Genomic DNA, 24708 nt, shown 5'->3' with positions numbered 1-24708 from the left:
TAAGTGGATAAGGAAAAGAAAATGATTAATACTAAAGAAGATTTTTTACTTTTAATCAAACAAATCGAGCAAAAAAGTGGCTATAAAAAACCTAAAGCTTTTGGTATAGCAAGGCTTGATAGAGGACAGTTAAATAAAAATAAAATCTTACAAGCAAGTTTTGCTTTGATTAATTATGAGCAAAATTTTGGCTCAGCGGCAATCATGCTTGAAGCTTTTATGCAAAGGGGTGTGGAGATTGACTTTAATGCGAGCGAGTTTGTGCAAACTTTAAAATTAGAAGATATTGATTTTGCACTTTCTTGTTTTAAACCTTTTTTAGAAGAAGAAGGGCATCAAAATATTGATTTATTAAAGATTATCAAAGATAAATTTAAAGACGATGAGTTTGCTTTTGTTTGTCTTTTTGAAGATAAAGAACCTTTAAGTGTAGAAAGTGTTTATCTAAAACTTTATTTGCTTTCTACTAAAAAAGTACCTTTAAGAAGTATTAATCTAAATGGAGCTTTTGGACTTTTAAGCAATGTAGCTTGGAGCGATGATAAACCTATCGAGCTTGAGTATTTAAGAGCAAATGAAATGCGTTTAAAAATGAGCAATCAATATCCAAAAATCGATTTTGTTGATAAATTTCCAAGATTTTTAGCGCATATTATCCCTGAGGATAATACAAGAATTTTAGAAAGTTCCAAAGTAAGAATGGGTGCATCTTTAGCAGCAGGAACAACCATCATGCCAGGGGCAAGTTATGTGAATTTTAATGCAGGTACAACAGGAGCTTGTATGGTTGAAGGGCGTATTAGTTCAAGTGCTATAGTAGGAGAAGGTTCTGATGTAGGTGGCGGAGCTTCGATTTTAGGTGTTTTAAGTGGAACAAGTGGTAATGCTATAAGCGTAGGCAAGGCTTGTCTTTTAGGGGCTAATTCAGTGACAGGAATTCCTTTAGGGGATAATTGTATAGTTGATGCAGGTATTGCGGTGCTAGAAGGAACGAAATTTTTACTCAAAGATGCCGAAGAACTTGCTAAACTTAATCCTTATTTTAATTTTGATAAAGAAATTTACAAAGGCTTAGAGCTTAAAGGTTTAAATGGACTACATTTCCGTCAAGATTCTATAAGTGGTGCTATGATAGTAGCTTTAAATAAAAAAGCAGTCAAACTTAACGAAGCCTTGCATTGATATAAATTCATTTACATAAAGCTTTAAGCTTTATGCCTTTCTTTCAACTTTGAAATCACATCTGAGAAACTAAGATTTGCATCTGCAAGTAAAACACTTAAATGATACATTAAATCCGCTGCTTCACAAATAAGCTCTTCTTTATCTTTTACTGTCGCTGCTAAAGCTGTTTCTACGCCTTCTTCACCAACTTTTTGTGCGATGCGTTTTGTGCCACTTTTGAAAAGTTTTGCTGTATAAGAAGTATTTTCATCGGCATTTTTGCGTGCATTGATAAGCTTTTCAAGTCTGGCTAGAAAAACAAAATCCGCATTTTTAGAAATTTTTTCAAAACAAGAAATATCGCCCGTATGACAAGTAGGTCCTACAGGATTTGCTAAAATTAAAAGCGTGTCATTATCACAATCTAAGCTTAAATCTATGATATTTAAGAAATTTCCACTTTCTTCACCCTTCATCCAAAGACGCTGTTTTGTGCGTGAAAAAAAGACTACTTTGCCACTTTCTAAGCTTTTTTCTAAGGCTTCATTATTCATAAAGCCTAGCATTAAAACTTCACAAGTTTTTGCATCTTGGATGATGACAGGTAAAAGATGATCCACTTTTTGCCAAGCAATTTTTTCATTAAGTTCTTTGAAATTTTGCATATTATATCCTTATACTTAAACCTTGATTTTTAAGATAAATTTTTAATTCTTTAATGTCTATAAGTTTTTGATGAAAAACAGAAGCAGCTAAAGCCCCATCTATACCCAGTTTAAAAGCTTCTAAAAAATGCTCCATTTTTCCCGCTCCCCCACTTGCGATCAAAGGTACTTTACAAATTTTATATACAGCTTCTAATTGTTCTAAATCATAGCCATTTTTAACACCATCTTGATTCATCATATTTAAAACAATTTCGCCTGCACCTAGATCTTGCACTTCTTTAACCCATTCTAAAGTGCTTTTTCCACTATGCTTGCTTGTTTTTTCATCGCCTGTGTATTGAAATACTTTTAAATTTCCATTTTCATCTTTGAAGCTATCAATCCCTACTACTACGCATTGCACGCCAAAGCTTTTAGCAAGGCGTGTGATTAGGCTTGGATCATTTAAAGCAGGAGAATTGATAGAAATTTTATCTGCCCCATTAGCCAAAAGTTCAGCTGCATCTTCTTCGCTTTTAATACCCCCTGCAACACAAAAAGGAATATTGATATTTTTTGCTACTTCACTTACCCATTCTCTTGATATGCGTTCTTTTCTAGCACTTGCAGCAATATCATAAAAAACAAGCTCATCAATACCATTTTGAGAATAATACCTAGCAAGTTCTATGATATCTCCCATATCTTTATGGTTTTTAAATTGTGTTCCTTTTACTACTCTGCCATCTTTGACATCTAAACATGCAATTATGCGTTTTGTAAGCATTTATTTCTCCAAAATACATTTTTCTTTAAAAGATATTTTTCCATTTCTTCATCGCTTTTAATTTCATCAAAATTAGCTTGAATTTTTGCTTCTTTGCCCACTTTAATTTGTTTGTTTATATCATCAATAAATTCTTTAAAATTTGGATTTTTATTAATCAGCATATTTAGTGTTTGAATATCAAGTTCTTTTTCTTTTGCACTAATTAAAATTTGAGAATTTGAAATATCTTTTTCAAGTTTTATCACTCCTATGTCAAAACTTTGATTTAAGCGTCTTAACTCGCTTAAAACCTCGCTATCAATTTCTTGTAAAACAACCAAATAGCCCTCATTTGCCCAGCTAGAATTGCTTACAGCTTGAAAATAGCATTCTTTTAAATTTGAAAAATTTAAAGCAATTTTAAGTTCAAAAGAAAAAAGTTTATAGCTGTTTTGTTTGATATTTTCTAAAAGTGTTATGGTTTCTTTTTCATAATCATCATAAGGAAAATAAACCCCTACAATATCAGGATAATTCCACTTATCTTCCCCGCCTTTACCCTTTTTGCTTTGTTCGTGATAAATTGTTTTGCAATTTAAATTAAAATCTAAATTTTCATATAAAAATTTTACAAGCAAGGGGTGTAAATCTCTTTCATGAAATTTATTTTTTTCTTGTTTTTCGTTAGTAATTTCATTTTTATTATCAAGCTTTAAAAGTTCATTTTCTCTTTCTTTTAGCCAAAAAGTTGTAGGTTTTTGAGAAGCTTTGATAAATAAAGAATTGTGTTGCAATTCTTTTATATCAACATATATCCTAGCCCCTAAAGTAGCAATTGGAGTTTGTCCTATGCTAGAAAGCTTTTTATCTAAGCCTTGTTCAAGAGCTTTTTGCCAAATTTCATTAACACTTAAAGGTCTGTCACTTTGTTTTAAAATTTCTAAAGTAAGTTCTTTGTAGCTTAATTTGCTAGACATCTTATCCCTTCTTCTACGCTAAAAACTCCGTCTAATAAAGCTTTTCCTACGATAACCCCACTACAAATTCCTTTTAAGTTTTCAAGGTCTTTTAAGCTCGCTACTCCACCACTTGCCTGAATGCAAATATTAGGAAAAATTTCATGGATAAGTTTGTAAAGTCTTACATTTACTCCTTGCATGGTGCCATCTTTTGAAATATCTGTGCAAAGTATGTGTTTTAAGCCTTTATTGCTATAAAAATCTAAAACTTCCATAAGCTTTTTATCACTTGCTTCTTGCCAAGCATTTACAGCCACAACATAATCTTCTTTTAAAATCGTATCTAAGGCTAAAACTATAGCTTCACTACCAAATTCTTTTAAAATTTCAAGACATAAAGTCGCATCTTTAATCGCCATAGATCCTATCACTACTCTTTTTACTCCACAATCAAGCAAAGCTTTAACTTCTTCTTTAGAGCGTATGCCTCCACCTACTTGTAAATTGACACTGACTTCTTTAGCTAATTTTTTTATCAAAGCAAGTTGTCTTTTGCTAGGATATTTTGCACCTGTAAGATCTACAAGATGAAGTTCTTTCGCTCCTGCTTTTTCGTATTCTTTGAATTTTTCCAAGGGATTGTATTTATATACTTTTTTTTGTTCGTAATCCCCTTTTACAAGACGCACCACTTCGCCATCTATAAGATCGAGTGCGGGTATGATTTGAGTCATCCTATATCCTTAATAAAATTTGAAATTAAAATTTCCCCCGCCTCGCTACTTCTTTCAGGGTGAAATTGCACCCCGTAAAAATTATCTTTCATTACACTTGCGCTAAATTTTTGCGAATACTCACAATCTGCTATAGTGTATTCTCCAAGTCCTACACAATAACTATGCACAAAATAAAAATAAGCTCCTTCTAAGCCTTTAAACAAAGCATGAGAGCTATGAACTTGATTCCATCCCATATGTGGAAAAGTAAAGCCTTCTTTAGCTTTAAATTTTTGAGTTGTAAAATCTATGAGTTTTAAGGTTTCTTGATTTAATTCTTCGGAAAAATTTCCTAAAATTTGCATACCTAAACAAATACCAAGCAAAGGTTTTTTGGTATTTTTAATAAAATCAATAAGATTAAATTGTTCTAAATTTTTCATCGCTTCTTTTGCGGTACCCACTCCAGGTAAAAAAAGCTTATCCGCACTTTCAAGCTCTTTTAAATCCCTGCTGATAGTTGCATTAAAACCTAATCTATCCAGACAAAATTTCAAAGATGCCAAATTCGCACAGGCTGTATCGATGATGATGATTTTCATATCACTCCTTTAGAGCTGGCTAAATTTTCACTTTCTATTTTCACTGCCATTTTCAAAGCTTTTGCAAAGGCTTTAAAAAGCCCCTCGGCTTTATGATGATCATTTTTGCCTTTAACTTTTAAATGCAAACTTATACCCATAGCATAGCTTAAAGAATAAAAAAAGTGCTCGATCATTTCTGTGCTTAAAGCCCCTAAATGAGATTTTTTAAATTTGGCTTTATAGACTAAATGAGGACGATTGCAAAAATCCATCGCACAACTTGCCAAACACTCATCCATAGGTAAAGCAAAACCATATCTTGCAATGCCGATTTTATCCCCTAAGGCTTTTTTGATACAAGCTCCAAGTGCTAAGGCTACATCTTCAACGCTATGATGCTCATCGATTTCTAAATCCCCTTTGCAAGAAATTTCAAGCCCTATGCCTCCATGTACAGCGATTTGCTCTAACATGTGATCAAAAAAATCAATGCCTGTTTTAATGCTAATCTTATCCCCATTTAAGCACACTTTCACTTTTATATCTGTTTCTTTAGTAGTTCTTTGATAACTCGCGCTTCTAAAAGAACTTAAAATTTCATTTTCTATTTCTTTCCAAGAAAGTTCACCGTATTTTAAACCACGCACGCCTAAATTTGAAGCCAAGATCATATCACTCTCACGATCTCCGATAACAAAACTTTGTTCTTTATCGTAAAGTTCGTGTTTGATATACTCTTCTAACATAGCGGTTTTAGGTTTTCTACAAGCACAATTTTCATTTTCAAAATGCGGACAAATAAAAATATCTTGAAATTCTATACCGCAACTTTTTAAAATATCAAGCATTTTTTCATGAGCAATTTCAAAATTTTCCTTTGGAAAACTTGGCGTTCCAAGACCATCTTGATTGCTTACCATGACAAATTTAAATCCAAAATTTTTTAGTTTTAAAAGAGTAGGTATAGCATCTTTTTCAAAACGCAATTTTTCAAGAGTATCGATTTGAAAATCGCTTTTTGGCTCCTCTATTAAAGTGCCATCTCTATCTATAAAAAGGATTTTTTGACTCATTTTAAGCTCTCTAAACGAAAAGTTACTGCATTTTTGTGTGCGTCTAAATGCTCATTTTGCGCTAAAATTTCAACACTTTTACCCAAAGCTAAAAAGCCTTCTTTACTTAATTCTTGAACGGTCATTCTTTTACTAAAATCTGCCAAACCTAAACTAGAATGCGTTTTAGTAAGTCCATAAGTAGGTAAAACATGATTTGTTCCACTTGCATAATCACCCATAGACTCCGGAGAATAAGCTCCTAAAAATACTGATCCTGCGTGTTTTACACCTTTTAAAAGTTCTCGTGGATTTTGAGTTTGTATGATCAAATGTTCAGGGGCATAAAGATTTGAAATTTCTAAGGCTTGATTTAAATCTTTAGCTATGATAATGCGTGAATTAGCAATGCTTTTGCTTGCAAGTTCTTTACGAGGTAAAAGTTCTAATTGAATTTGGACTTCATCACTTGTTTTTTGAGCAAAATCTTGACTTAAACACACCAAAATCACTTGAGAATCTGCACCATGTTCAGCTTGTGAAAGCAAATCACTAGCTACAAATTTTTCATTAGCCAAATCATCAGCTATTACTAAAACTTCACTAGGTCCTGCTTGCATATCAATAGCTGCTCCGTTTATATCGTTACTTACTTGGCGTTTTGCTTCGGTTACAAAGGCATTTCCTGGGCCAAAAATTTTATCCACCTTTAAAACACTTTGCGTACCGTAAGCTAAAGCCGCTATAGCTCCTGCACCACCCATTTGATAAATTTCATCCACGCCGCAAAGCTTAGCACAAAAAAGCACAGCATCATTGATTTTTGCAGGACTTGCTAAAACGATTTTTTCACAACCTGCAATTTTTGCAGGAATAGCTAGCATTAAAACCGTTGAAAACAAAGGTGCTAAACCCCCTGGTATGTAAAGTCCTACTTTTTCTATAGGACGTGTTAAAACTTCACATTTAACGCCTTTTGTAGTTTCAAGAGCGATTTCATGTGGGATTTGAGCTTCGTGGAATTTTTTGATATTTTCATAAGCTACTAAAATAGCTTCTTGTAAATCTTTATCCAAACGATTACTTGCTTGAGTAATTTCTTCTTGAGTGATTTTAATCTTTGAAATTTCAGCTTTATCAAATTTTAAAGCTTGTTCTATCAAAGCTTCATCACCTTTTTCTTGCACTTCTTTAATAATGGAGCTTACTATTTTTGAAATTTCATCTTTCGCACTTATAGCAGGGCGTTTTAATGCTTCTTCTTTTTGTTTTTCATCTAAATTATCATATACTAAAATTTGCATTTTTTACTCACTTTAACATTTTTTCTATAGGCAGAACTAAAATCGAACTCGCACCTTCTTCTTTTAAAGCCTCCATAGTTTCCCAAAAAAGATTTTCTTTACTTACCATATGTAAAGCTACATTTTTTTCATCGTGTGCTAAAGGTAAGATAGTCGGTCTTTCAACTCCTGGAAGTAGGGCTTGAATTTTATCAAGCTTTTCTTTTGGAGCATGAAGCATAATGTATTTAGATTCTCTTGCTTGCATTACTCCTGCTACACGCAACATAATTTTATCCACTAAGGCTTGTTTTTCTTTACTTAAAGCATTTTCTTTTTGAATCAAACAAGCACGAGATTCATAAATGACTTTAACTTCTTTAAGATTATTTGCTTGTAAAGTTGCTCCACTTGAAACAAGATCGCAAATTGCATCGGCTAAATTTGCCCTAGGGGCTACTTCAACAGAACCTGTAAGCATACAATTTTTATAATTAATCCCATTTTCTTTCATAAAACGCTTTAAAAGTTGTGGATAAGAAGTAGCTATCCTTAAGCCTTCAAAATCTTTCAAATTTTGAAATTTTTTTTCTTGAGGTAAGGCAAGAGAAAGACGGCAATATCCAAAATCTAGTTTTTTTAAAAGCTTATAACTTGGATTTTCTCCTAAAGACTGGCGTTCAAGTTCATTTTCTTCTAAAACATTTTCCCCTATAATGCCTAAATCTACAACCCCATCAAAAATAAGCCCAGGGATATCATCATCTCTAACGCGTAAAATATCTATGGGTAAATTTGTAGAAAAAGCGATCAAACTTTGTTCATGGATATGCATTTTAACACCACATTCTGAAAGAAGCTCTATGGATTCTTTTGAAAGTCTGCCTGATTTTTGTATCGCAATGCGTAAACGAGTGTTTTCTTGCATAACATATCCTTGAAATTAAAAATTAAAAACTTATATTAGCATAAGTAGTTGAATTTTTAGCAAGGGTTTTAGAAAATAAATAAATTTAATTTTATTTAAAATAATTATTTAAAACTTTTTATTTTTAGGATATTTAATTGAAGTATTAATCCTAGCAAAAGCTAGGATTTGATTAAGCTACAAATTCGATGAAAGCCATTTCAGCAGCATCACCACGGCGAATTCTTGTTTTGATGATTCTTGTATATCCACCATTGCGATCTTTGAATTTTGGAGCAATTTCAGTCACTAATTTATTAGTAGCGTTTTTATCTTGTAATGAAGCAAAAACTGCTCTATGAGCGTTAAAATCTCCAAGTCTTGCTCTAGTAATCAATCTTTCTACATAACCTCTTAATTCTTTAGCTTTTGGTAGAGTAGTTTCAATTTTTCCGCTATTTACTAAAGCTATAGTTAAATTTTTTAATAAGGCAGCACGATGAGATGAAGTTCTGCCAAGTTTTCTATATCCATGTTTATGTCTCATTCTTTATCCTTCGTTTTGTGCTTTTAATTCTGCGATTTTATTTTTAAGTATTTCTTTATTATCGCTAAGCTTAGAAGTTCCCACAGGAAAACCTATGCTTTCCATGATGTTTTTAATTTCATCAAGAGATTTTTTACCTAAATTCTTAAGTCCTGCAAGTTCACTTACACTCATCAAAGCAAGCTCGCCTATGTAAACTACTCCTGCTTTTTCAAGACAATTATAACTTCTAGCACTTAAATTTAAATCTGTAATGTTTTGCAATAATTTAGTATTTTCTAGTTCATTGCTTGTTGCTTGATTTTTAATTACGCTTCTAACATTGGTAATTTTATCAAATACTGATAATTGTTTATACATAGCTTCTAGAGCATTTTGAAAAGCTTCATTTGGAGTGATTTGTCCGTCAGTTGTTACGGTTAAAACCACTTTTTCATAATCAGGATTATCTTCAAATAAAACTTTTTCAATATCATAGGTTGCTTCTCTTACAGGTGTAAAGAAAGCATCTAAAGCTATAAATTTAGGATCATTTATAAGCTCTTTAATTTCTTCGCTTGGTACATAGCCAATACCTTTTTCAACGATCAATGTGAATTTGAGTTCAGCATCTTCGTTGATAGTTGCTAGATAGGCGTCTTTATTTACTACTTCTACTTGATCATTATTTAGATCTTTGCCGTAAATTTCTTTTGAGCCTTTAAAGCTAAATTCTACTATTTCTTTATTTGATTCGCCTTTAATTTTAAAGCGTAGTTTTTTTAGATTAATGATAAAAAGTGCTACATCTTCAAGCATACCACGCATGCTATCAAATTCATGAGCTACGCCATCAATATGGATCGCAGTTGGAGCATATCCTATGGTGCTAGTGTAAAGCAAACGGCGTAAAGGATGGGCTAGGGTGATTCCATAGCCGATCTCAAAAGGCCAAGCACTGATTTTAGCCACAGTATCACTAATGTTTTCTATTGTAAATTCTGTTGGCGTATAAGCAGATGTTGTAATATTTCTCATATTTAGCCCCTATTACTTAGAGTAAAGCTCAACGATAAATCTTTCCTCAACCGGAATGACAACTTCTTCTCTCTCAGGTTTTCTTGTGAAAATTCCAAATCTCTTATCTTTTTCAACATCAACCCAAGCAACGATTCCAGTTTGTGCTGTAAGTTCGATAGCTCTTGTTATTTGTGGATTGTTTTTGCTTTTTTCGATAATTTCGATTTTAGCACCTGCTTCTACTCTAAAGCTAGGAATATCCACTCTTTTACCATTTACTAAAACATGTCCATGTGTTACAAGTTGTCTTGCAAAACGACGTGTTGTAGCAAAACCCATTCTATATACCACATTGTCTAATCTTTGTTCTAAAAGCTGGATAAGTAATACCCCTGTATTTCCTTCTCTTCTTGCTGCTTCAGCAAATAAACGACGGAATTGCTTTTCGCTTACTCCATACATAAATTTAGCTTTTTGTTTTTCTCTTAATTGAAGTCCATACTCACTAATTTTACCTTTTCTTGCTCCGTGTTGTCCTGGTGCATAAGGGCGTTTATCTAGTGCACTTTTGCCAGCTAGTCTTCTTTCTCCTTTTAATGCTAAGCTAACACCAAAGCGTCTTTCTAATTTTTCTACTGGTCCTCTATATCTTGCCATAATATTCTCCTAAATTTTTCTTATATCTTAGACACGACGACGCTTAGGCGGTCTGCAACCATTGTGAGCTAATGGAGTGATATCTTTTAAGAAAGTTACTTTGATTCCTTCCATAGCACCTACACTCTTAACAGCAGTTTCTCTACCGCTTCCTGGTCCTTGTACTTTAATGCCTACTTCTTTAATTCCGTGTTCTTTTGCTTTATTTAAAGCGTCTTCTACTGCTTGTTGTGCCGCATAAGGAGTTGATTTTTTAGAACCTTTAAATCCTAAACCACCTGCACTACTCCAAGCGATAGCATTTCCCATTTCATCAGTTACTGTAACCATAGTATTGTTAAAAGTCGCACTGATATAAACAATACCTTTTGCTATATTTTTTTTAACTACTTTTTTCTTTACGATTTTTCTTTTTGCCATGATTTATCCTTATGATTTTGCACCAACAGTTTTTCTCTTACCTTTTCTAGTTCTTGCGTTTGTTTTTGTTTTTTGTCCGCGAACTGGTAAGCCTTTTCTGTGTCTTAAGCCTCTAAAGCTTCCTAAATCCATAAGTGCTTTAATATCCATAGCAACTTGTTTTCTCAAGTCCCCTTCAACCATATAGTTTTCTTGAATTTCTTTACGGATAGCTGCTGCTTCATCTTCACTTAACTCATGAACTCTTTTATCATAAGAAATTCCTACTTTATCTAGAATTTTTCTTGAAGTGAAAAGTCCTATACCATAAATATAGGTTAGTCCATACTCAATTCTTTTTTTCTTTGGTAAATCCACACCTGCAATACGAGCCATGTTTATCCTTGTCTTTGTTTATGTTTTGGATTTTCGCAAATAATGCGAACCACGCCTTTACGGCGAACTACTTTGCACTTGTCGCACATCTTTTTAACCGATGGTCTCACTTTCATGAGCGTCTCCTTGAATGAATTCCACTTGATTTACGACTACATCAGGTTTTATGAATAACCAACTATTTTCAAAATAAGTGGTGGATTTTAAAAATACTTCTTCATATAGTTCGATGTAATTTGTCGCAAAAACTCTAATTTTATCTAAAATTAGCTTTTAAATAACTTAGATTATTTATATCTAAAAGTTATACGCCCTTTATCAAGGCTATAAGGTGTAAGTTCTACTTTTACTTTATCACCTGGCATTATTCTTATATAATGCATACGCATTTTTCCTGCAATATGACATAAAATTACATGTTTGTTGTCAAGTTCAACCTTGAAATTTGCATTAGGCAATGCTTCAAGTACGGTGCCATCAATTTCGATTACATCATCTTTTGCCAAAATTTTCTCCTTTCATGAAATAAAAAGGCTATAATTTTAGCAAAAATTATTAAAATTTTTACTTAATTTTTAGTAATTTTTAAGTAATTAATCTAAAAATTTAGGCTCAATAAAAGGCACATGAGTCCCTATAACTTTGAGTTTTCTTTCTTTAAATTCTTTAAGTAGTTTTTCCCTTGTTTGTATAGCCTCATTTTGATCTATATCAAATTTTATAGCGATTTTAGGTTTTGGGATTTGTATATCATAAAGATGAAGTAAATCTCCCCAAAAGACTATTTTATCATCAATTATGATAGCATTTTGACCTGGGGTATGTCCATAAGCAGGTATGGCTTTAATGCCTGAATTTTGAAAGATCAAATCTTTAGAGTGGTTAATAAATTCTATATTTTTAAGTTTAAGCAAGGTGTTTTTAATTTCTTGTCTATCGCTTTTGATCCAAAAATCATATTCTTTTTTATCGATTAAAATTTGAGCTTTTGGAAAAAGATTTTCTTCGCTCATTAAAGCTCCTATATGATCAGGATGCGCGTGTGTTAAGATAATATGAGTGATATCTTTGAAATCGGTTTTGTGGGTATGCAATTTTTCTTTTAATGTGTCAATAGTATCTAAAAACCCTGTGTCTATTAAAGCATTAAAATTTGGATTTTTTATCAGAGCAATATTATGCTCATTTCTTTTGATTTTTGTGCGAGTTTTTCCTATAAAATTCTTATCTTCATCGCTTTGTGGCACTAAAAAAGAAAATAATAAATTTAAAAATTCATCATCAGATTGTTTAAGTGAGATTATATGGGTTTGATTTGAACTTTTGCTTGTGGTTTTTTCTTCTAAAAAATAAAGATTGGTTTTTAAAAGAGTGGTTATAAAATTAAACATATTTATCCTTAAATTTTTTAGATAAATATTTTGGAAATGATTATAGTATAATAAAAACAATGTTTTTAAAATTTAAGGTAATTAATCAATGAAAAAATCAAAATTTGGAACAAAGGAAATTAAGATCTTAGGACTTTCTTCGCTAGGAGGAACTTTAGAATTTTATGATTTTATTATTTTTGTATTTTTTGCTGAATATATAGCCAATGTATTTTTTCCTAAAGATATGAGTGAATTTTGGGCTTTATTAAATACTTATGGAGCATTTGCAGCTGGATATTTAGCACGTCCTTTAGGTGGTATAGTTATGGCACATTTTGGAGATAAATTTGGGCGTAAAAATATGTTTATGCTAAGTATTTTACTAATGGTTCTTCCTACCTTTGTCTTAACTTTTATTCCAGGTTATGAAACTCTTGGGTTTTTAGCTCCTGTTTTATTGATACTTATAAGAATTTTTCAAGGCATAGCTATAGGTGGAGAATTGCCTGGAGCTTGGGTTTTTGTAAGAGAACATTGTCAAGAAAAACAAAAAGCTTTCTTTTTAAGCTGTTTAAATTCAGCTATGGCTTTAGGAATTTTGTTAGGAAGTATAGTATTTTTAATCATTAATGCTTTTTTTAGTATAGAAGAAATTGCTGCTTATGCATGGCGTATTGCTTTTTTTGTAGGTGGAATTTTTGGGATTATTTCTATTTATTTGCGTAGATTTTTGCAAGAAACTCCTGTTTTTAAACAAATGAAAAAAGAATCATCACTTAGTTCTTTTCCACTTAGAGATTTATTTAAAGAAAAGGATATTGTAAAAAATTTATTTTCATCAATGATGATGACTTGGGTTTTAACAGGTTGTGTTATTGTGCTTGTTTTATTGATGCCTAAATTTATGCCTAGTATTTTAAATTTAAGTGGGGTTGAAGGAAGTTATTTACAGATATTAGGAATTTTGGGAATAGCTTTAGGCGGGGCTTTTATGGGTTATCTTGTAGATAAATTTGGTTTATTTAAAATTTGCATTTTCTTTTCTTTAACTTTTGTATTTTTTTCTTTTTTATATTTTTATACTTTATATGAGCTTAAAAATTTGGTTTTGGTGTGTATTTTGTATTCGATTGTTTGTTTTTTAGGTGGGATTAATGTGTTTGCGCCTATTTTAATGAGTGAAGTTTTTAGAGCTAAAATAAGATTTTCAGGAATTTCTTTTTCTTATAATATTGCTTATGCAATTTCAGGCAGTATTACTCCGCAACTCGTTTTTTGGCTTAATACACTTGCGAGTAAAAATGAAAATCCATTTTTATATGGTATGAGTATATATATGATTTTTTTAGCGTTATTGGCTATTTGTGCTGTTTTTATAGTAAAAGATAAAATAAAATTTTGATAATCACTCTTAAAATGTTATAATTAAAATTATATTTTGGAGTTTATAAATGCCTTTTATTATGGAATTACTTAAGCAAAATAAATTAAAGTTGATTTCTTTTTTGCTTTTTTCTTTTATTACAAGTGCTGTTGGAGTTTTAACTCTTGTTTTTATCAATGATTATTTGCTTAAAAATGCACAAAACATTCCTATTTTTTATTTTATTGTTTTGCTTTTGATATTTTTTATAAGTTCTACCATAGTTGAACTTGGACTTAGTATTTTTGGACAAAATTTTATTTTTAAAATGCAAAGGCGTGTAGTAAAGCAGATCTTAGACACCCCTTTGTTAAGAGTGGCTAAAGTAGGTAAGGCTAGAATTTTAGCTTCTTTGGGAAGTGATGTGAGAAATATATCTTTTGGGCTTTTAAGATTGCCTGATTTTTTACAATCAAGTATATTGATTTTATGCACTAGTGTTTATTTATGTTATCTTTCACCACAAATTTTTGCTTTGTGTGTGGTATGGATTATGGTTATTTTTATTACTAATAATTTTTTGATGATGAAAGTATATCAGTATTTTCGAAAGGCAAGGGAAAATGACGATGCTTTGCAAAATAATTACCAAAATATATTAGATGGACATAAAGAACTTTTGATCAATCGTGATAGAGCCAAGCTTTACTATGAAGATGAATTTGAAAATAATGCAAGATTGAAAAAGAAAAATAGTACTTTAGGTAATCTTTTTAACAATCTCTCAAACAACTGGACAAATGTAACTCTTTTGGCTTTAGTGGGTGTAGAGTTTTACTTAGCTTTAAAATTTGAATGGGCAAGTGTTGCAGATGCTACAACTATAGCTCTTTCTATTTTGTTTTTACGAACCCCTTTAGTATCTATGATAGGATCTTTTCCTACTTTGCTTTTGGCAAAAATCGCTTTGGATAAGATCGCAAAATTGGAATTAGATGATTATATAGAAGGTTTTAAAAAAACACATTATATTAGTGAATGGAAAAAAATTTCTTTTAGAAATACTCAATTTGCTTATGAAGAAAATTTTCACTTAAATCCTGTAAATATAGAACTTAAAAAAGGTGAATTGGTATTTTTAATAGGTAAAAATGGAAGTGGTAAATCCACTTTTTGTATGCTTTTGACAGGACTTTTTAAGCCAAGCAAAGGCGGAATTTATGTTGATGATACGCTTATAGATGATAAAAAGTTAGATGAGTATAGATCTCTTATTTCTGCCGTTTTTAGCGATTTTCATCTTTTTACTAAAACCTTAAATAAAGAAAATTTTGCAAGCGAAGAAAAAATTGCTTTTTGGTTGGAGTTTTTAGAACTTAAAGATAAAACAAGTGTTAAAGATAATGAACTGACCTTAACCAAACTTTCTACAGGGCAAAAAAAGCGTTTAGCTATGCTTATAGCCTTGCTTGAAGAAAGGGATATTTTAGTGCTTGATGAATGGGCGGCTGATCAAGATCCTGTTTTTAGAAGATTTTTTTATAAAAAACTTTTACCTTTGCTAAAAGAGCAAGGTAAAACAATCTTTGCTATCACACATGATGATGCATATTTTGATAGTGCTGATAGAATTTTCTTGGCTCAAAATGGTGAAATCAGCGAATTAAAGGGTGAGAATATAAAGGAATTAGCTAAAAATTTAGTAGAAAAATTTGATTAAAGCCCAAAATGGGCTTGTATTATTTATCATAGAGCTTTTTTTCTATATCGATATAAAATTCAGCAATTTTTCCATAAGCAACTTCCCAAGCTTTAAGAGTGGCTTCATCAGGATTTAAAAGATTTTTAATAGCCTTTAAAAGGCAGGCTCCAACTATAGGATAATGCTCTTCTTTAACCCCTAAATTAACATGAGTTATGGCAACTTTATCAACAAAGCTTCTCATATTTTCTAAATTTTCTATATTTTTAGCTGCCATTAAAATCGCCATCGCTAAAGCTTTTGGTTGTTCTCCTGAAATTTGTTTTTCCATATTAAACATAGGTTTTACCTCAGGATAATCATTAAACATTATTTTATAAAACTCATTAGTTAAATCCTCTCCATTTTTTTGCAAAATAGGCACACAATCTTTGATGATTTGAATTTGTTCTTTTGTCATAATTTCTCCTTTTTAATGTAAAAGAGATATTTTATATCTTAAAAAGGAGAAAAAAATTGATTTAAGTTAAATTTACACTAAAAACATGAAATTAGAATTGTTTTTTGTGTACATCTTCAAGTATGTTTGAAGAAATATCGTTTATTTTTTTAGCTATACTATCAGCATTATTGGCTATTTTAAGATTATCATCCGTAACACTTCCTATTTGATCTACTGCTATATTGATTTGAGAAATACTTTCTGATTGTTTTTTTATATCCATAGCTACATCAGTTATGGTTTGAACAAGTAAATTAATATTAGCTTCTATTTCAGATAAGGAACTTTGAGTTCTTTCAGCTAGTTTTCTAACTTCATCAGCCACAACAGCAAATCCTCTACCATGTTCTCCAGCACGTGCAGCTTCAATAGCAGCATTTAAAGCTAGAAGATTAGTTTGTTCTGCTATATCTGTTATAATATCTATAATATTTTTTATATCTTGGGTTTGAGAAATCATTGTTTCTGTTTCACTTGTGACATTGCTCATAGAGTTAGTGATCTCTTCTATGCTACTAGAAGATTTTTTTAGGGAAGAAGCTTGTTTATTTACTCCTTCTTGAAGTTTGCTAATCGCATCTTCTAGTAAAATACTTTGATTTGAAAGTTCATTAGCAAATTCTTTTGAAGTTGTAAGCATAGATTTAATTTCAGCTCCTAAAGCATTAGCAACAACTTCAATTTTTCCATAAGTGTGTTCAATTTTACTTCTAAAATCAAGATTAGCGTAGTTATCAAAAACTTTTATAATTTCATTAATATCTCCACCTATATTTTTCTTTAAAGTATTAAGCATTTGATTTAAAACTATTTTTAATTCTTTAAGTTGTGGACTAGCAGGATCTATATCAAGTTTAATATTTAAATTCCCTTTTTCGATTTGTTTGGCAATTTTAGTGGATTTATCTATAGCTTGAAAATCCAAGTTTAAAATTTTTTGAGTTTTAATTATAGCTTGATTGACAGCCTTTGATAATTTTCCTATTTCGTCGTTATTTTTTTCTTTTTTAAGCAAAGGAAGGTAATCTATTTCGTGGCTAACATAGGCTAAAAAATCAAAAATAGTTTGAGATACATTGTATAATCTTTCTAATATAAGTTTTTTTAATACAATAAGAGTAGATATCATAATAACTATAAATAAAATGATTATACTTGTAATAATAATTTTAGTTAAAACAGAATCATTTTTGGTAAAATCTTTGATAAAAGCTTCGCTAATGATATATAAATCTAAAGCATCATTATAGCTAGAATAAGATTCAAAATTTTCACCATATTTTTCAAATTTTACAATACCGTTTTTAGGAGGTTGTTTATAATATTCAACTTGACTTGGTTTCTGATTTTTATAACCTATCACAAAAATATCTTTTTTAGGATCTATAACTATATTATTTCCATTTTTTCCTATTTTAACATCCTCTAAACTATTTTGTATAAGTTTATAAATTTGGTCCATTGTGCTAACTACGGCAATAACACCTATAATTTCTTTTTTGGAATTTTTTATAGGTTTATAAATTGTAATGTAATCTTTTCCATATAAAGAAATTCTACCATAAAAATCATTTCCTTTTGAAACAGATACATAAGCAGGAGAATCATGTTCCAAAGTTGTACCTACAACACTTTCTTCATCTTCATTTTTTAGCGATGAAGCTATTCTTATAAAATCATTGTTATATTTTACAAATATTGTTACTTCACCATTAGTTGAATTTTTAAAAGCCGAAATATAATCAGTTCCATTAGCTAACTTACCTCCATTATAGGTTAAATTAGGAATATTTATGATTCTGTTATTTGCAAAAAGATTGGTTTGACCACTTATAGCGAAAGTTTCTTTATTTTCATCAGAAAAGCCAAAATATCTTTTTAGGGTATTATCAAAATAATGCAGTAAAGTTTCTCCATCTTTTTGAATAATTTGATTTAAGAAATTATTTATAATTCTATTTTCTTGTCTTAATGTATCATATAAAGTTTTTTCTGTAAAATTTGACATAATAGTTATAAGACCTATAAAAAATATAGTTGCTAATGTAAAAATTAGCATAATATTTAAGCTCAAAAATTTTTTACCTAATGAAGCATTTTTTAAATTAAACATAACTTACTCCTTAAATATAAATTTTTATAACATTAATGATCTAGGATATATTTTATCTTTTTAAAATTTAATTTTTTTTAATTATTATATTTTTTGATTATAAATCCCCTATAGGGGCTTGTTATTAAAACATTTTTAATATATAATTCTAATCATTTTAAAAAGGTTTTTTATGTTGAGATTTTTAATTTTTGTATTGTTACTTTTTGTAAATTTAGAAGCAAAAATCCCAAAAGATACACTTATTGTAGCGGTTGAAAATGAAATCGCAAGGATAAATCCTGCTTATAGCGAGGATCACGATGCAGTGATTAATCTTGTATTTTCAGGGCTTACGCGTTTTGATGAAAATATGAGTTTAAAGCCTGATTTGGCTAAGTCTTGGGATGTTAGTAAAGATGGACTTGTTTATGATATTTTTTTAAGAGATGATGTTTTATGGCATGATGGAGTCAAATTTAGCGCTGATGATGTGAAATTTAGCATAGAAGCCTTTAAAAATCCTAAAAATAATTCTTCTGTTTATGTCAATTTTGAAGACATTAAAAGTGTGGAAATTTTAAATCCTTCTCATGTAAAAATCACACTTTTTAAACCTTATCCTGCATTTTTAGATGCTTTAAGTATAGGAATGCTTCCTAAACATTTGCTTGAAAATGAGAATTTAAACACAAGCTCTTTTAATCAAAATCCTATAGGTACAGGTCCTTATAAATTTGTAAAATGGAAAAAAGGTGAATATGTTGAATTTAAAGCTAATGAAGATTTTTATCTTGATAAGGTAAAAACTCCAAGACTTATTATAAAACACATTTTTGATCCTTCTATAGCTAGTGCCCAGCTTAAAAATGGCAAGATAGATGCAGCTTTAATCGATGTTTCTTTGCTAAATATTTTTAAAAATGATGAAAATTTTGAAATTTTACGCGAAAAATCAGCTGATTATCGAGCTTTAATGTTTAATTTTGATAATGAATTTTTAAAAGATTTAAAAGTAAGACAAGCCTTAAATTACGCAGTTGATAAAGAAAGTATAGTAAAAAATCTTTTACATGATTATGCTTTTGTAGCCAATCACCCTTTAGAGCGTTCTTGGGCAAATTCTAAGAATTTTAAAATTTACAAATATGATCCTAAAAAAGCCGAGGACTTGCTTGTAAGTGCAGGTTTTAAGAAAAATAAAGATGGAAATTTTGAAAAAGATGGGAAAATTTTAGAATTTGAAATTTGGGCGATGAGCAATGATCCTTTAAGGGTAAGTTTAGCTGGAATTTTGCAAAGCGAATTTAGAAAAATAGGAGTTGTAAGCAAGGTAGTGGCTAAACCTGCTGGAAGTTTTGATTATTCTAAAGTAGATAGTTTTTTAATAGGCTGGGGAAGTCCTTTAGATCCTGATTTTCACACTTTTAGGGTATTTGAAAGTTCGCAAGATAGTGCTTTAAATGATGAGGGTTGGAATTTTGGACATTATCATGATAAAAAAGTGGATATAGCCTTGCAAAAAGCAAGAAATACTTCAAATTTAGAAGAGAGAAAAAAATATTATAAAGATTTTATAGATGCTTTATATGAAAATCCTCCTTTTATTTTTTTAGCCTATCTTGATTTTGCTTTGGTTTATAATAAAGATTTAAAAGGTATCAAAACAAGGACTTTAGGTCATCACGGAGTGGGTTTTACTTGGAATGTTTATGAGTGGAGTAAATAGTGCTAAAACGCTTAGTTTTTAGTATTTTCATAGCATTTTTTAGCACTTTTTTATGTTTTGTTTTACTCCATTTTAGCAAAGGTAGTATAGCTTATGCTAATGGAGTTAATTCACAAAGTAAAGAATTTATTCAAAGAATAGAACAAAATTTAGGGCTTGATAAGCCTTTGTTAGAGCAGTATAAAATTTGGCTTTTTAGGGCTTTAAAAGGAGATTTAGGAGTTTCTTTTTTAAGTGGAGAAAGTGTTTTAAAGCTTATAAAAGAAAGAATTTTTAATACTTTTATTTTGGGTTTTGGTGCCTTAATGCTTTTATTTTTACTCAGCGTTTTTTTGGCACTTTTGGGATATTATTATAAAGAAAGTTTTATAGATAAAATCATCACTTTTTTAGCTTTTAATTTTTTTGCTTTACCTCCTTTTGTTTTGGCTTTATTGTTTGTTTTGATTTTTGGAATTTTTTGGAAAATTTTGCCTGTTATGGGAAGTAGTGATATAGGCTTTGAAGATGATTTTTTAAATCGTTTAGAGCATTTGATTTTGCCTGTTTTGGTGCTCGTTTTATCACATTTGGCGTTATTTTTAAGGATTGCTAGAAATTTTATCAATGAAAGTTTTTCTCAAATTTTTATTCAAAATTTATACGCTAGGGCTTTGAGGGAGAAAGATATTTATTTTTTAGTTTTGAAATATTCTTTAAGCCCTATTGTGGCTTATTTTGGGGGAAGTGCTTTAAGTTTTATGATGGGAACTTATGTGGTAGAAAGTGTCTTTGCTTACGAGGGACTTGGGTCTTTACTTTTTAAAAGTATTATTTTTAAAGATTATCCTGTTGTACTTGCGCTTATATTTTTTAGTGTTTTACTTGCAGCATTTTTTACATTTTTAAGTGATATTGTAGCTAGGATTTTAAATCCTAGATTAAGAAGGCTTGATTTTGTTTAAATTTCTTATCATTCTTGCGCCTTTAATTTTTTTGTTTTTATGCGCCTTGTTTGCACCTTTTTTGGCTCCTTTTGATATTTTAAGTACTCATTTAGAAAATTTGCATCAAGCTCCTAATTTTACTTATATTTTAGGGACTGATTTTTTAAGCAGGGATTTGTTTTCTCGTTTGCTTTTTGCTTTGAGAAATTCTTTGCTTATAGGTGTTGGTGGATCTTTATTGTCTATTATCTTTGCTTTGTGTTATTTGTTTTTAGCGCGATGTTTTTTTTATGTTTTTTGGATGCGTATTTTAGAGTTTTTTTTAGCCTTGCCTGCTTTTTTACTTATGATGTTTTTTCAAAGTATGATAACTTCTGATGTGTTTTTGATGATTTTTTTAATCGCTTTAATTCATTGGTGTTTCATAGCAAGAATTATAGAAAGTGAATTAAAAAGACTTGAAAATTTAGATTTTTACAAAGCAAATATAGTGCTTGGAAGAACTAAATTTAGAGCTTTTTTTAAAGATTTAATACCTGTTTTAAAAACACTGATTTTTACACTTTTTATATTTAATATCGTTCATGCTATAGCCACAGAAGCTACTTTGAGTTTTTTTGGACTGGGTTTAGGATTTGAAATTCCAACTTTAGGTACTCTTTTGAGTGAGTCTTCAAAAGCAGTTTTTATGGGTGCTTGGTGGATGATACTTTTTCCACTTTTAAGCTTGCTTTTGTTGTTTTTACCTCTTTTATGGTTGGGTAATTTTTTACAAAAAATTTGGGGTATAAGATCTTGAAGGTAAGAAATTTAAATATCAGTTTGAAGAATAATTTATTGCTTAAGGATATTAATTTAGATATAAAAACAGGCAAAACTTTAATGATACTAGGACAAAGTGGAGTGGGCAAAAGTTTGTTAGGAAAAGCTTTGGTAAGACTTTTAGATTCTAATTTCACAATAAGTTTTGATGAATTAAGTTTTCATAATTCTTGTATTTTTAATTTTAACAAAGAAGAACTTAGAGATTTTCGTTCTAATGTAGCACTTGTTTTGCAAGATGCAGAGCTTAGTCTTTATCCTTATTTGGATATTGGAAATTTATGTCATCTTGTTTTAAAAACTCATACAAAATTAAAACAAAAAGAAAGAAAAGATTACGCTTTTTCTTATTTTCAAAAATTAGGATTTGAAAATCTTGATCGTTTGTGGCATTCTTATGCTAATGAATTAAGTTTGGGTATGGCAAGAAGGGTGAGCCTAGCTTTGGCATTATTAAATCAACCCCAAATTTTAATTTGTGATGAAATCACAGCTTCTTTGGATAAAGAAAACGCTTCTAAGATTATATCGATTTTAGAAGAATTAAAAAATAACACAGCCTTAGTTTGCATCACTCATGATTTAAATTTGGTAAATTCTTTAGCAGATGAAATTCTTATGCTAGAAAAAAATAGTTCAAATTTATATAGCTTAGATGAGTTTTTAAGGTATTATAATGCTTAAAGTTTGTAATTTAAGTAAGTTTTATGAGCTTAAAAAGCATTGGTATTTAAAAAAAGAAAGACATATTATTTTTGATAATATCAATTTTTCTTTAAATGAAAATGACAATTTAATAATTTTAGGTAAAAGTGGTGCAGGTAAAAGTACATTAGCTAGAATTCTTTGTTTTTTAGAAGATCCAAGTGAGGGTGAGGTATGGTATGAAAATCTTAACTTACACAAGCTTGATAAAAACAAACAAAGACTTTTAAGAAACCAAATTCAGTATTGCTTTCAAGATCAAAAAATGGCTTTAAACCCTTATAAAAAAATCAAAAATCTTATACAAGATGGTTTGGAAAATTTTAATTTACAAAAGAATGATGACTTGATTTTAGAATTTTTTGATTTTTTTAGTCTAAAAAAACAAATTTTAGAACAAAAACCCTATGAGTTAAGCGGAGGAGAAGCCACGCGTGTAGGTCTTATCCGTGCTTTGGTTTTAAATCCTAAATTGTTGATTTTAGATGAAATTACTTCAGCGCTTGATATTAAAACTTCTAAAGAAATTTTAACTTTTTTATATGACTATCAGCAAAAAAATAATATTTCTTATATATTTATAACCCATCAAAGTGATCTTTTTTATAAATTTAATCATAAAAAATTAAAACTTTAAAAAATATTTTTTAATATAAGTTTCAATATAGAAAGTTTAGAGTAAAATAAAGAAAAGTGTAAATTTAATTTTTGTTGTGGAGTGATTAAAGTGCTTTAAAAAAGGAGAATAAATGTCTCATATAGATGCTTCGCATCCTTATTTTGGTATTTTTTTAATGCTAGTACTTGCTAGTGTTATTTTTTTTGGACTGGTTTTTTTAGCTTCAAAAATCGGTAATAATTTTGCCGCAAAAAATCGCAAAAAATTAGGACTTGGAATTTATGAATGCGGTCCTATTCCTGTTAAACAAGCTAACAAGATTAACTCTCAATTTTTCATCATCGCCTTAATCTTCATACTTTTGGATATAGAAGTTGTGTTTTTATTTCCTTGGGCTTTGATTTTTAAAGATTTAGGTTGGTTTGGACTTTTAGAAGTTTTTGTTTTTATCGTACTTTTAGGAGTTGGATTTTTATATGCTTATAAAAAAGGAGCGTTTGCATGGCAGAGCATCAAGTAAATTATGCAAGTGGTTTGCCCGTAGTTTTAACTAGCGTTGATAAACTAGTTCAATGGGGTAGGAGTAATTCTTTATGGGCTTTATCTTATGGACTTGCCTGTTGTGCGATTGAGATGATGGCGGCTGGGGGTTCAAGATATGATTTTGATAGATTTGGAACGATTTTTAGAGCTTCACCACGCCATAGTGAAGTGATGATTATCGCAGGAACTTTATGTAAAAAGCACGCTGAATTTACAAGAAGACTTTATGATCAAATGCCTGATCCTAAATGGGTGATTTCTATGGGAAGTTGTGCTAATACAGGCGGTATGTTTAATACTTATTCTACTGTTCAAGGAGTGGATAGAATCATACCTGTAGATATTTATGTGCCAGGCTGTGCTCCACGCCCAGAAAGTTTTCAGTTTGCTTTGATGATTTTGCAAAAAAAGATTCGCAAAGAAAAAGCAAGTCGCAAGATCGCACCTAAAAGGTTGATATGATGAGAAAGTATAGCGATAAAAAAAATGCTCAAACTCAAAATTACTACAAAGATAGATTTTATCACGCACCACACACTGTAAAATCTGATGTTAATGAAAGTGTTTTTAAAGATGATTTTGAAGTTTTAAAAACTCAAGTAGAAATTTTAAATTCCTTTGTAGAGCTTGATTTTTGGGTAATAGAAATCAAAAAAGAAGACAACGTTAAAACCTTGCAAATGCTTAAAACTTTAGGTTATTTAAGTTTTACAGAAGCAAGTGCTATTGATTTTATAGCAGATAAAAATGGTTTTGAAGTGTTTTATCAGCTTTTAAATTTAGAAAAAAAATTAAGAGTGAGAATAAAAACTTTTGTAGGCGTAAAAGAGCGTTTGCAAAGCGTGGCTTATGTTTTTAAAGGAGCAAATTGGAGTGAGAGAGAAATTTATGATATGTTTGGAATTTTCATCATAAATCATCCCAATTTAAAACGCATTTTAATGCCTGATGATTGGTTTGGACATCCGCTTTTAAAAATTTATCCTTTAAAGGGCGATGAGTTTGCAAGATGGTATGAGATTGATAAAATTTTTGGCAAAGAATACCGCGAAGTAGTGGGCGAAGAACAAAGAGATTCTGGTTTTGTTGATGATAAAGATACGCTAAATTTTGCAAGACTTTATCATGAAGTGCCAAAAGGTGGTCAAAAGAAGGAAATTTCCTTTAAACAAGAATATCAAGAAGATGAAGGCGTGGCTTTTGTAAAAAAAGTAAAACGCGATGAAGCAAAAATTTTAGAGAAAAGGCGTTAA

Annotated in this window: 28 protein-coding genes and 2 pseudogenes; 11 read left to right on the top strand and 19 right to left on the bottom strand. The window is 30.2% G+C overall.

All coding sequences use genetic code 11. From position 1 onward, the window contains the following. Positions 1 to 21 precede the first annotated feature (21 nt). Positions 22 to 1182, top strand: coding sequence for a tetrahydrodipicolinate N-succinyltransferase N-terminal domain-containing protein (locus tag ELQ05_RS02315; RefSeq protein WP_002866583.1), 1161 nt, complete (start codon positions 22 to 24; stop codon positions 1180 to 1182). 23 nt (positions 1183 to 1205) lie between these two features. On the opposite strand, the gene hisIE is transcribed toward ELQ05_RS02315, so the two are convergent. The 16 genes and pseudogenes from hisIE to ELQ05_RS02235 all read right to left on the bottom strand — a co-directional run bounded on the left by hisIE (position 1206) and on the right by ELQ05_RS02235 (position 12470). Beyond that, positions 1206 to 1829 (bottom strand): bifunctional phosphoribosyl-AMP cyclohydrolase/phosphoribosyl-ATP diphosphatase HisIE, encoded by a 624-nt coding sequence (hisIE, locus tag ELQ05_RS02310; protein WP_002867574.1) that lies wholly within the window; start codon positions 1827 to 1829, stop codon positions 1206 to 1208. A 1-nt stretch (position 1830) separates the two neighbouring features. Beyond that, positions 1831 to 2598, bottom strand: coding sequence for an imidazole glycerol phosphate synthase subunit HisF (hisF, locus tag ELQ05_RS02305; protein WP_002862247.1), 768 nt, complete (start codon positions 2596 to 2598; stop codon positions 1831 to 1833). Further along, a pseudogene (locus ELQ05_RS02300) lies at positions 2599 to 3557 on the bottom strand (COG2958 family protein). It lies immediately after the preceding gene. Next, a complete protein-coding gene (hisA, locus tag ELQ05_RS02295; protein WP_057042603.1) occupies positions 3542 to 4273 on the bottom strand; it encodes a 1-(5-phosphoribosyl)-5-[(5-phosphoribosylamino)methylideneamino]imidazole-4-carboxamide isomerase in 732 nt (243 codons plus the stop codon). The pseudogene ELQ05_RS02300 and the gene hisA overlap by 16 nt, the downstream one beginning before the upstream one ends. After that, positions 4270 to 4857, bottom strand: a complete 588-nt coding sequence (hisH, locus tag ELQ05_RS02290) for an imidazole glycerol phosphate synthase subunit HisH (RefSeq protein WP_002862245.1) — start codon at positions 4855 to 4857, stop codon at positions 4270 to 4272. Before hisH ends, hisA begins: the two co-directional genes overlap by 4 nt. Continuing rightward, positions 4854 to 5912 (bottom strand): bifunctional histidinol-phosphatase/imidazoleglycerol-phosphate dehydratase HisB, encoded by a 1059-nt coding sequence (hisB, locus tag ELQ05_RS02285; RefSeq protein WP_057042602.1) that lies wholly within the window; start codon positions 5910 to 5912, stop codon positions 4854 to 4856. The genes hisH and hisB overlap by 4 nt, the downstream gene beginning before the upstream one ends. After that, entirely contained in the window at positions 5909 to 7195 is a 1287-nt protein-coding gene (hisD, locus tag ELQ05_RS02280) for a histidinol dehydrogenase (RefSeq protein ID WP_057042601.1), read from the bottom strand. The genes hisB and hisD overlap by 4 nt, the downstream gene beginning before the upstream one ends. A gap of 7 nt (positions 7196 to 7202) precedes the next feature. Beyond that, positions 7203 to 8102: an ATP phosphoribosyltransferase gene (hisG, locus tag ELQ05_RS02275; protein WP_002873484.1), complete on the bottom strand. Its 900-nt coding sequence runs from the start codon at positions 8100 to 8102 to the stop codon at positions 7203 to 7205. A 172-nt stretch (positions 8103 to 8274) separates the two neighbouring features. Continuing rightward, the gene (gene rplQ, locus ELQ05_RS02270) at positions 8275 to 8628 is read right to left on the bottom strand and encodes a 50S ribosomal protein L17 (protein WP_002851332.1); all 354 of its coding nucleotides are present in this window, start codon (positions 8626 to 8628) and stop codon (positions 8275 to 8277) included. A gap of 3 nt (positions 8629 to 8631) precedes the next feature. After that, positions 8632 to 9645 (bottom strand): DNA-directed RNA polymerase subunit alpha, encoded by a 1014-nt coding sequence (locus ELQ05_RS02265; protein ID WP_002855748.1) that lies wholly within the window; start codon positions 9643 to 9645, stop codon positions 8632 to 8634. Between the two features lie 12 nt (positions 9646 to 9657). Next, positions 9658 to 10284 carry a 30S ribosomal protein S4 gene (gene rpsD, locus ELQ05_RS02260; RefSeq protein WP_002856574.1) on the bottom strand — a complete coding sequence of 209 codons (627 nt, stop codon included), beginning with the start codon at positions 10282 to 10284 and terminating at the stop codon, positions 9658 to 9660. A 27-nt stretch (positions 10285 to 10311) separates the two neighbouring features. After that, positions 10312 to 10704 (bottom strand): 30S ribosomal protein S11, encoded by a 393-nt coding sequence (gene rpsK / locus ELQ05_RS02255; RefSeq protein ID WP_002779544.1) that lies wholly within the window; start codon positions 10702 to 10704, stop codon positions 10312 to 10314. A gap of 9 nt (positions 10705 to 10713) precedes the next feature. Continuing rightward, a complete protein-coding gene (gene rpsM, locus ELQ05_RS02250) occupies positions 10714 to 11079 on the bottom strand; it encodes a 30S ribosomal protein S13 (protein WP_002800121.1) in 366 nt (121 codons plus the stop codon). 2 nt (positions 11080 to 11081) lie between these two features. Next, complete coding sequence (gene rpmJ / locus ELQ05_RS02245; RefSeq protein WP_002781429.1) at positions 11082 to 11195, bottom strand: 50S ribosomal protein L36; 114 nt, start codon at positions 11193 to 11195, stop codon at positions 11082 to 11084. Between the two features lie 171 nt (positions 11196 to 11366). Beyond that, positions 11367 to 11585 (bottom strand): translation initiation factor IF-1, encoded by a 219-nt coding sequence (gene infA, locus ELQ05_RS02240; RefSeq protein WP_002781436.1) that lies wholly within the window; start codon positions 11583 to 11585, stop codon positions 11367 to 11369. Between the two features lie 87 nt (positions 11586 to 11672). Further along, positions 11673 to 12470 carry an MBL fold metallo-hydrolase gene (locus ELQ05_RS02235; protein WP_057042600.1) on the bottom strand — a complete coding sequence of 266 codons (798 nt, stop codon included), beginning with the start codon at positions 12468 to 12470 and terminating at the stop codon, positions 11673 to 11675. Between the two features lie 88 nt (positions 12471 to 12558). Between ELQ05_RS02235 and ELQ05_RS02230 the strand changes: the two genes are divergently transcribed. Together ELQ05_RS02230 and ELQ05_RS02225 are read left to right on the top strand one after the other, a co-directional pair. Continuing rightward, complete coding sequence (locus tag ELQ05_RS02230; protein ID WP_134239917.1) at positions 12559 to 13854, top strand: MFS transporter; 1296 nt, start codon at positions 12559 to 12561, stop codon at positions 13852 to 13854. A gap of 49 nt (positions 13855 to 13903) precedes the next feature. After that, positions 13904 to 15535, top strand: coding sequence for a multidrug ABC transporter permease/ATP-binding protein (locus tag ELQ05_RS02225; protein WP_002938403.1), 1632 nt, complete (start codon positions 13904 to 13906; stop codon positions 15533 to 15535). A gap of 19 nt (positions 15536 to 15554) precedes the next feature. On the opposite strand, the gene cgb is transcribed toward ELQ05_RS02225, so the two are convergent. The 3 genes and pseudogenes from cgb to ELQ05_RS08520 all read right to left on the bottom strand — a co-directional run. Further along, complete coding sequence (gene cgb, locus ELQ05_RS02220; RefSeq protein WP_002862237.1) at positions 15555 to 15977, bottom strand: single-domain globin Cgb; 423 nt, start codon at positions 15975 to 15977, stop codon at positions 15555 to 15557. A gap of 91 nt (positions 15978 to 16068) precedes the next feature. Beyond that, a complete protein-coding gene (locus tag ELQ05_RS08525) occupies positions 16069 to 16659 on the bottom strand; it encodes a methyl-accepting chemotaxis protein (RefSeq protein ID WP_374220060.1) in 591 nt (196 codons plus the stop codon). Positions 16660 to 17388: 729 nt separating this feature from the next. Further along, positions 17389 to 18027 (bottom strand): annotated as a pseudogene (locus ELQ05_RS08520) (Cache 3/Cache 2 fusion domain-containing protein); the annotation flags it as partial. Between the two features lie 277 nt (positions 18028 to 18304). Here ELQ05_RS08520 and ELQ05_RS02210 point away from each other — a divergent pair. The 8 genes from ELQ05_RS02210 to ELQ05_RS02175 all read left to right on the top strand — a co-directional run bounded on the left by ELQ05_RS02210 (position 18305) and on the right by ELQ05_RS02175 (position 24708). Next, on the top strand, positions 18305 to 19840 hold the full coding sequence (locus ELQ05_RS02210) for an ABC transporter substrate-binding protein (protein ID WP_070316549.1): 1536 nt from the start codon (positions 18305 to 18307) through the stop codon (positions 19838 to 19840). Beyond that, a complete protein-coding gene (locus ELQ05_RS02205) occupies positions 19840 to 20784 on the top strand; it encodes an ABC transporter permease (protein WP_096702717.1) in 945 nt (314 codons plus the stop codon). The genes ELQ05_RS02210 and ELQ05_RS02205 overlap by 1 nt, the downstream gene beginning before the upstream one ends. Continuing rightward, positions 20771 to 21565, top strand: coding sequence for an ABC transporter permease (locus ELQ05_RS02200; RefSeq protein WP_134239916.1), 795 nt, complete (start codon positions 20771 to 20773; stop codon positions 21563 to 21565). The genes ELQ05_RS02205 and ELQ05_RS02200 overlap by 14 nt, the downstream gene beginning before the upstream one ends. Further along, positions 21562 to 22272, top strand: a complete 711-nt coding sequence (locus ELQ05_RS02195) for an ATP-binding cassette domain-containing protein (protein ID WP_057042635.1) — start codon at positions 21562 to 21564, stop codon at positions 22270 to 22272. Before ELQ05_RS02200 ends, ELQ05_RS02195 begins: the two co-directional genes overlap by 4 nt. Beyond that, complete coding sequence (locus ELQ05_RS02190; protein ID WP_070316546.1) at positions 22265 to 22930, top strand: ATP-binding cassette domain-containing protein; 666 nt, start codon at positions 22265 to 22267, stop codon at positions 22928 to 22930. Before ELQ05_RS02195 ends, ELQ05_RS02190 begins: the two co-directional genes overlap by 8 nt. 112 nt (positions 22931 to 23042) lie before the next feature. Continuing rightward, on the top strand, positions 23043 to 23432 hold the full coding sequence (locus ELQ05_RS02185; protein WP_002824972.1) for an NAD(P)H-quinone oxidoreductase subunit 3: 390 nt from the start codon (positions 23043 to 23045) through the stop codon (positions 23430 to 23432). Beyond that, positions 23414 to 23917 (top strand): NADH-quinone oxidoreductase subunit B family protein, encoded by a 504-nt coding sequence (locus ELQ05_RS02180; protein WP_002851253.1) that lies wholly within the window; start codon positions 23414 to 23416, stop codon positions 23915 to 23917. The genes ELQ05_RS02185 and ELQ05_RS02180 overlap by 19 nt, the downstream gene beginning before the upstream one ends. Continuing rightward, positions 23914 to 24708 carry an NADH-quinone oxidoreductase subunit C gene (locus ELQ05_RS02175; protein WP_079862114.1) on the top strand — a complete coding sequence of 265 codons (795 nt, stop codon included), beginning with the start codon at positions 23914 to 23916 and terminating at the stop codon, positions 24706 to 24708. The genes ELQ05_RS02180 and ELQ05_RS02175 overlap by 4 nt, the downstream gene beginning before the upstream one ends.

It is taken from the genome of Campylobacter sp. US53 (assembly GCF_004378995.1).
GTDB classification, from domain to species: domain Bacteria; phylum Campylobacterota; class Campylobacteria; order Campylobacterales; family Campylobacteraceae; genus Campylobacter_D; species Campylobacter_D jejuni.
Note: the sequence above shows the minus strand (reverse complement) of the source record. Positions and strands in the feature narration are given on the sequence as shown.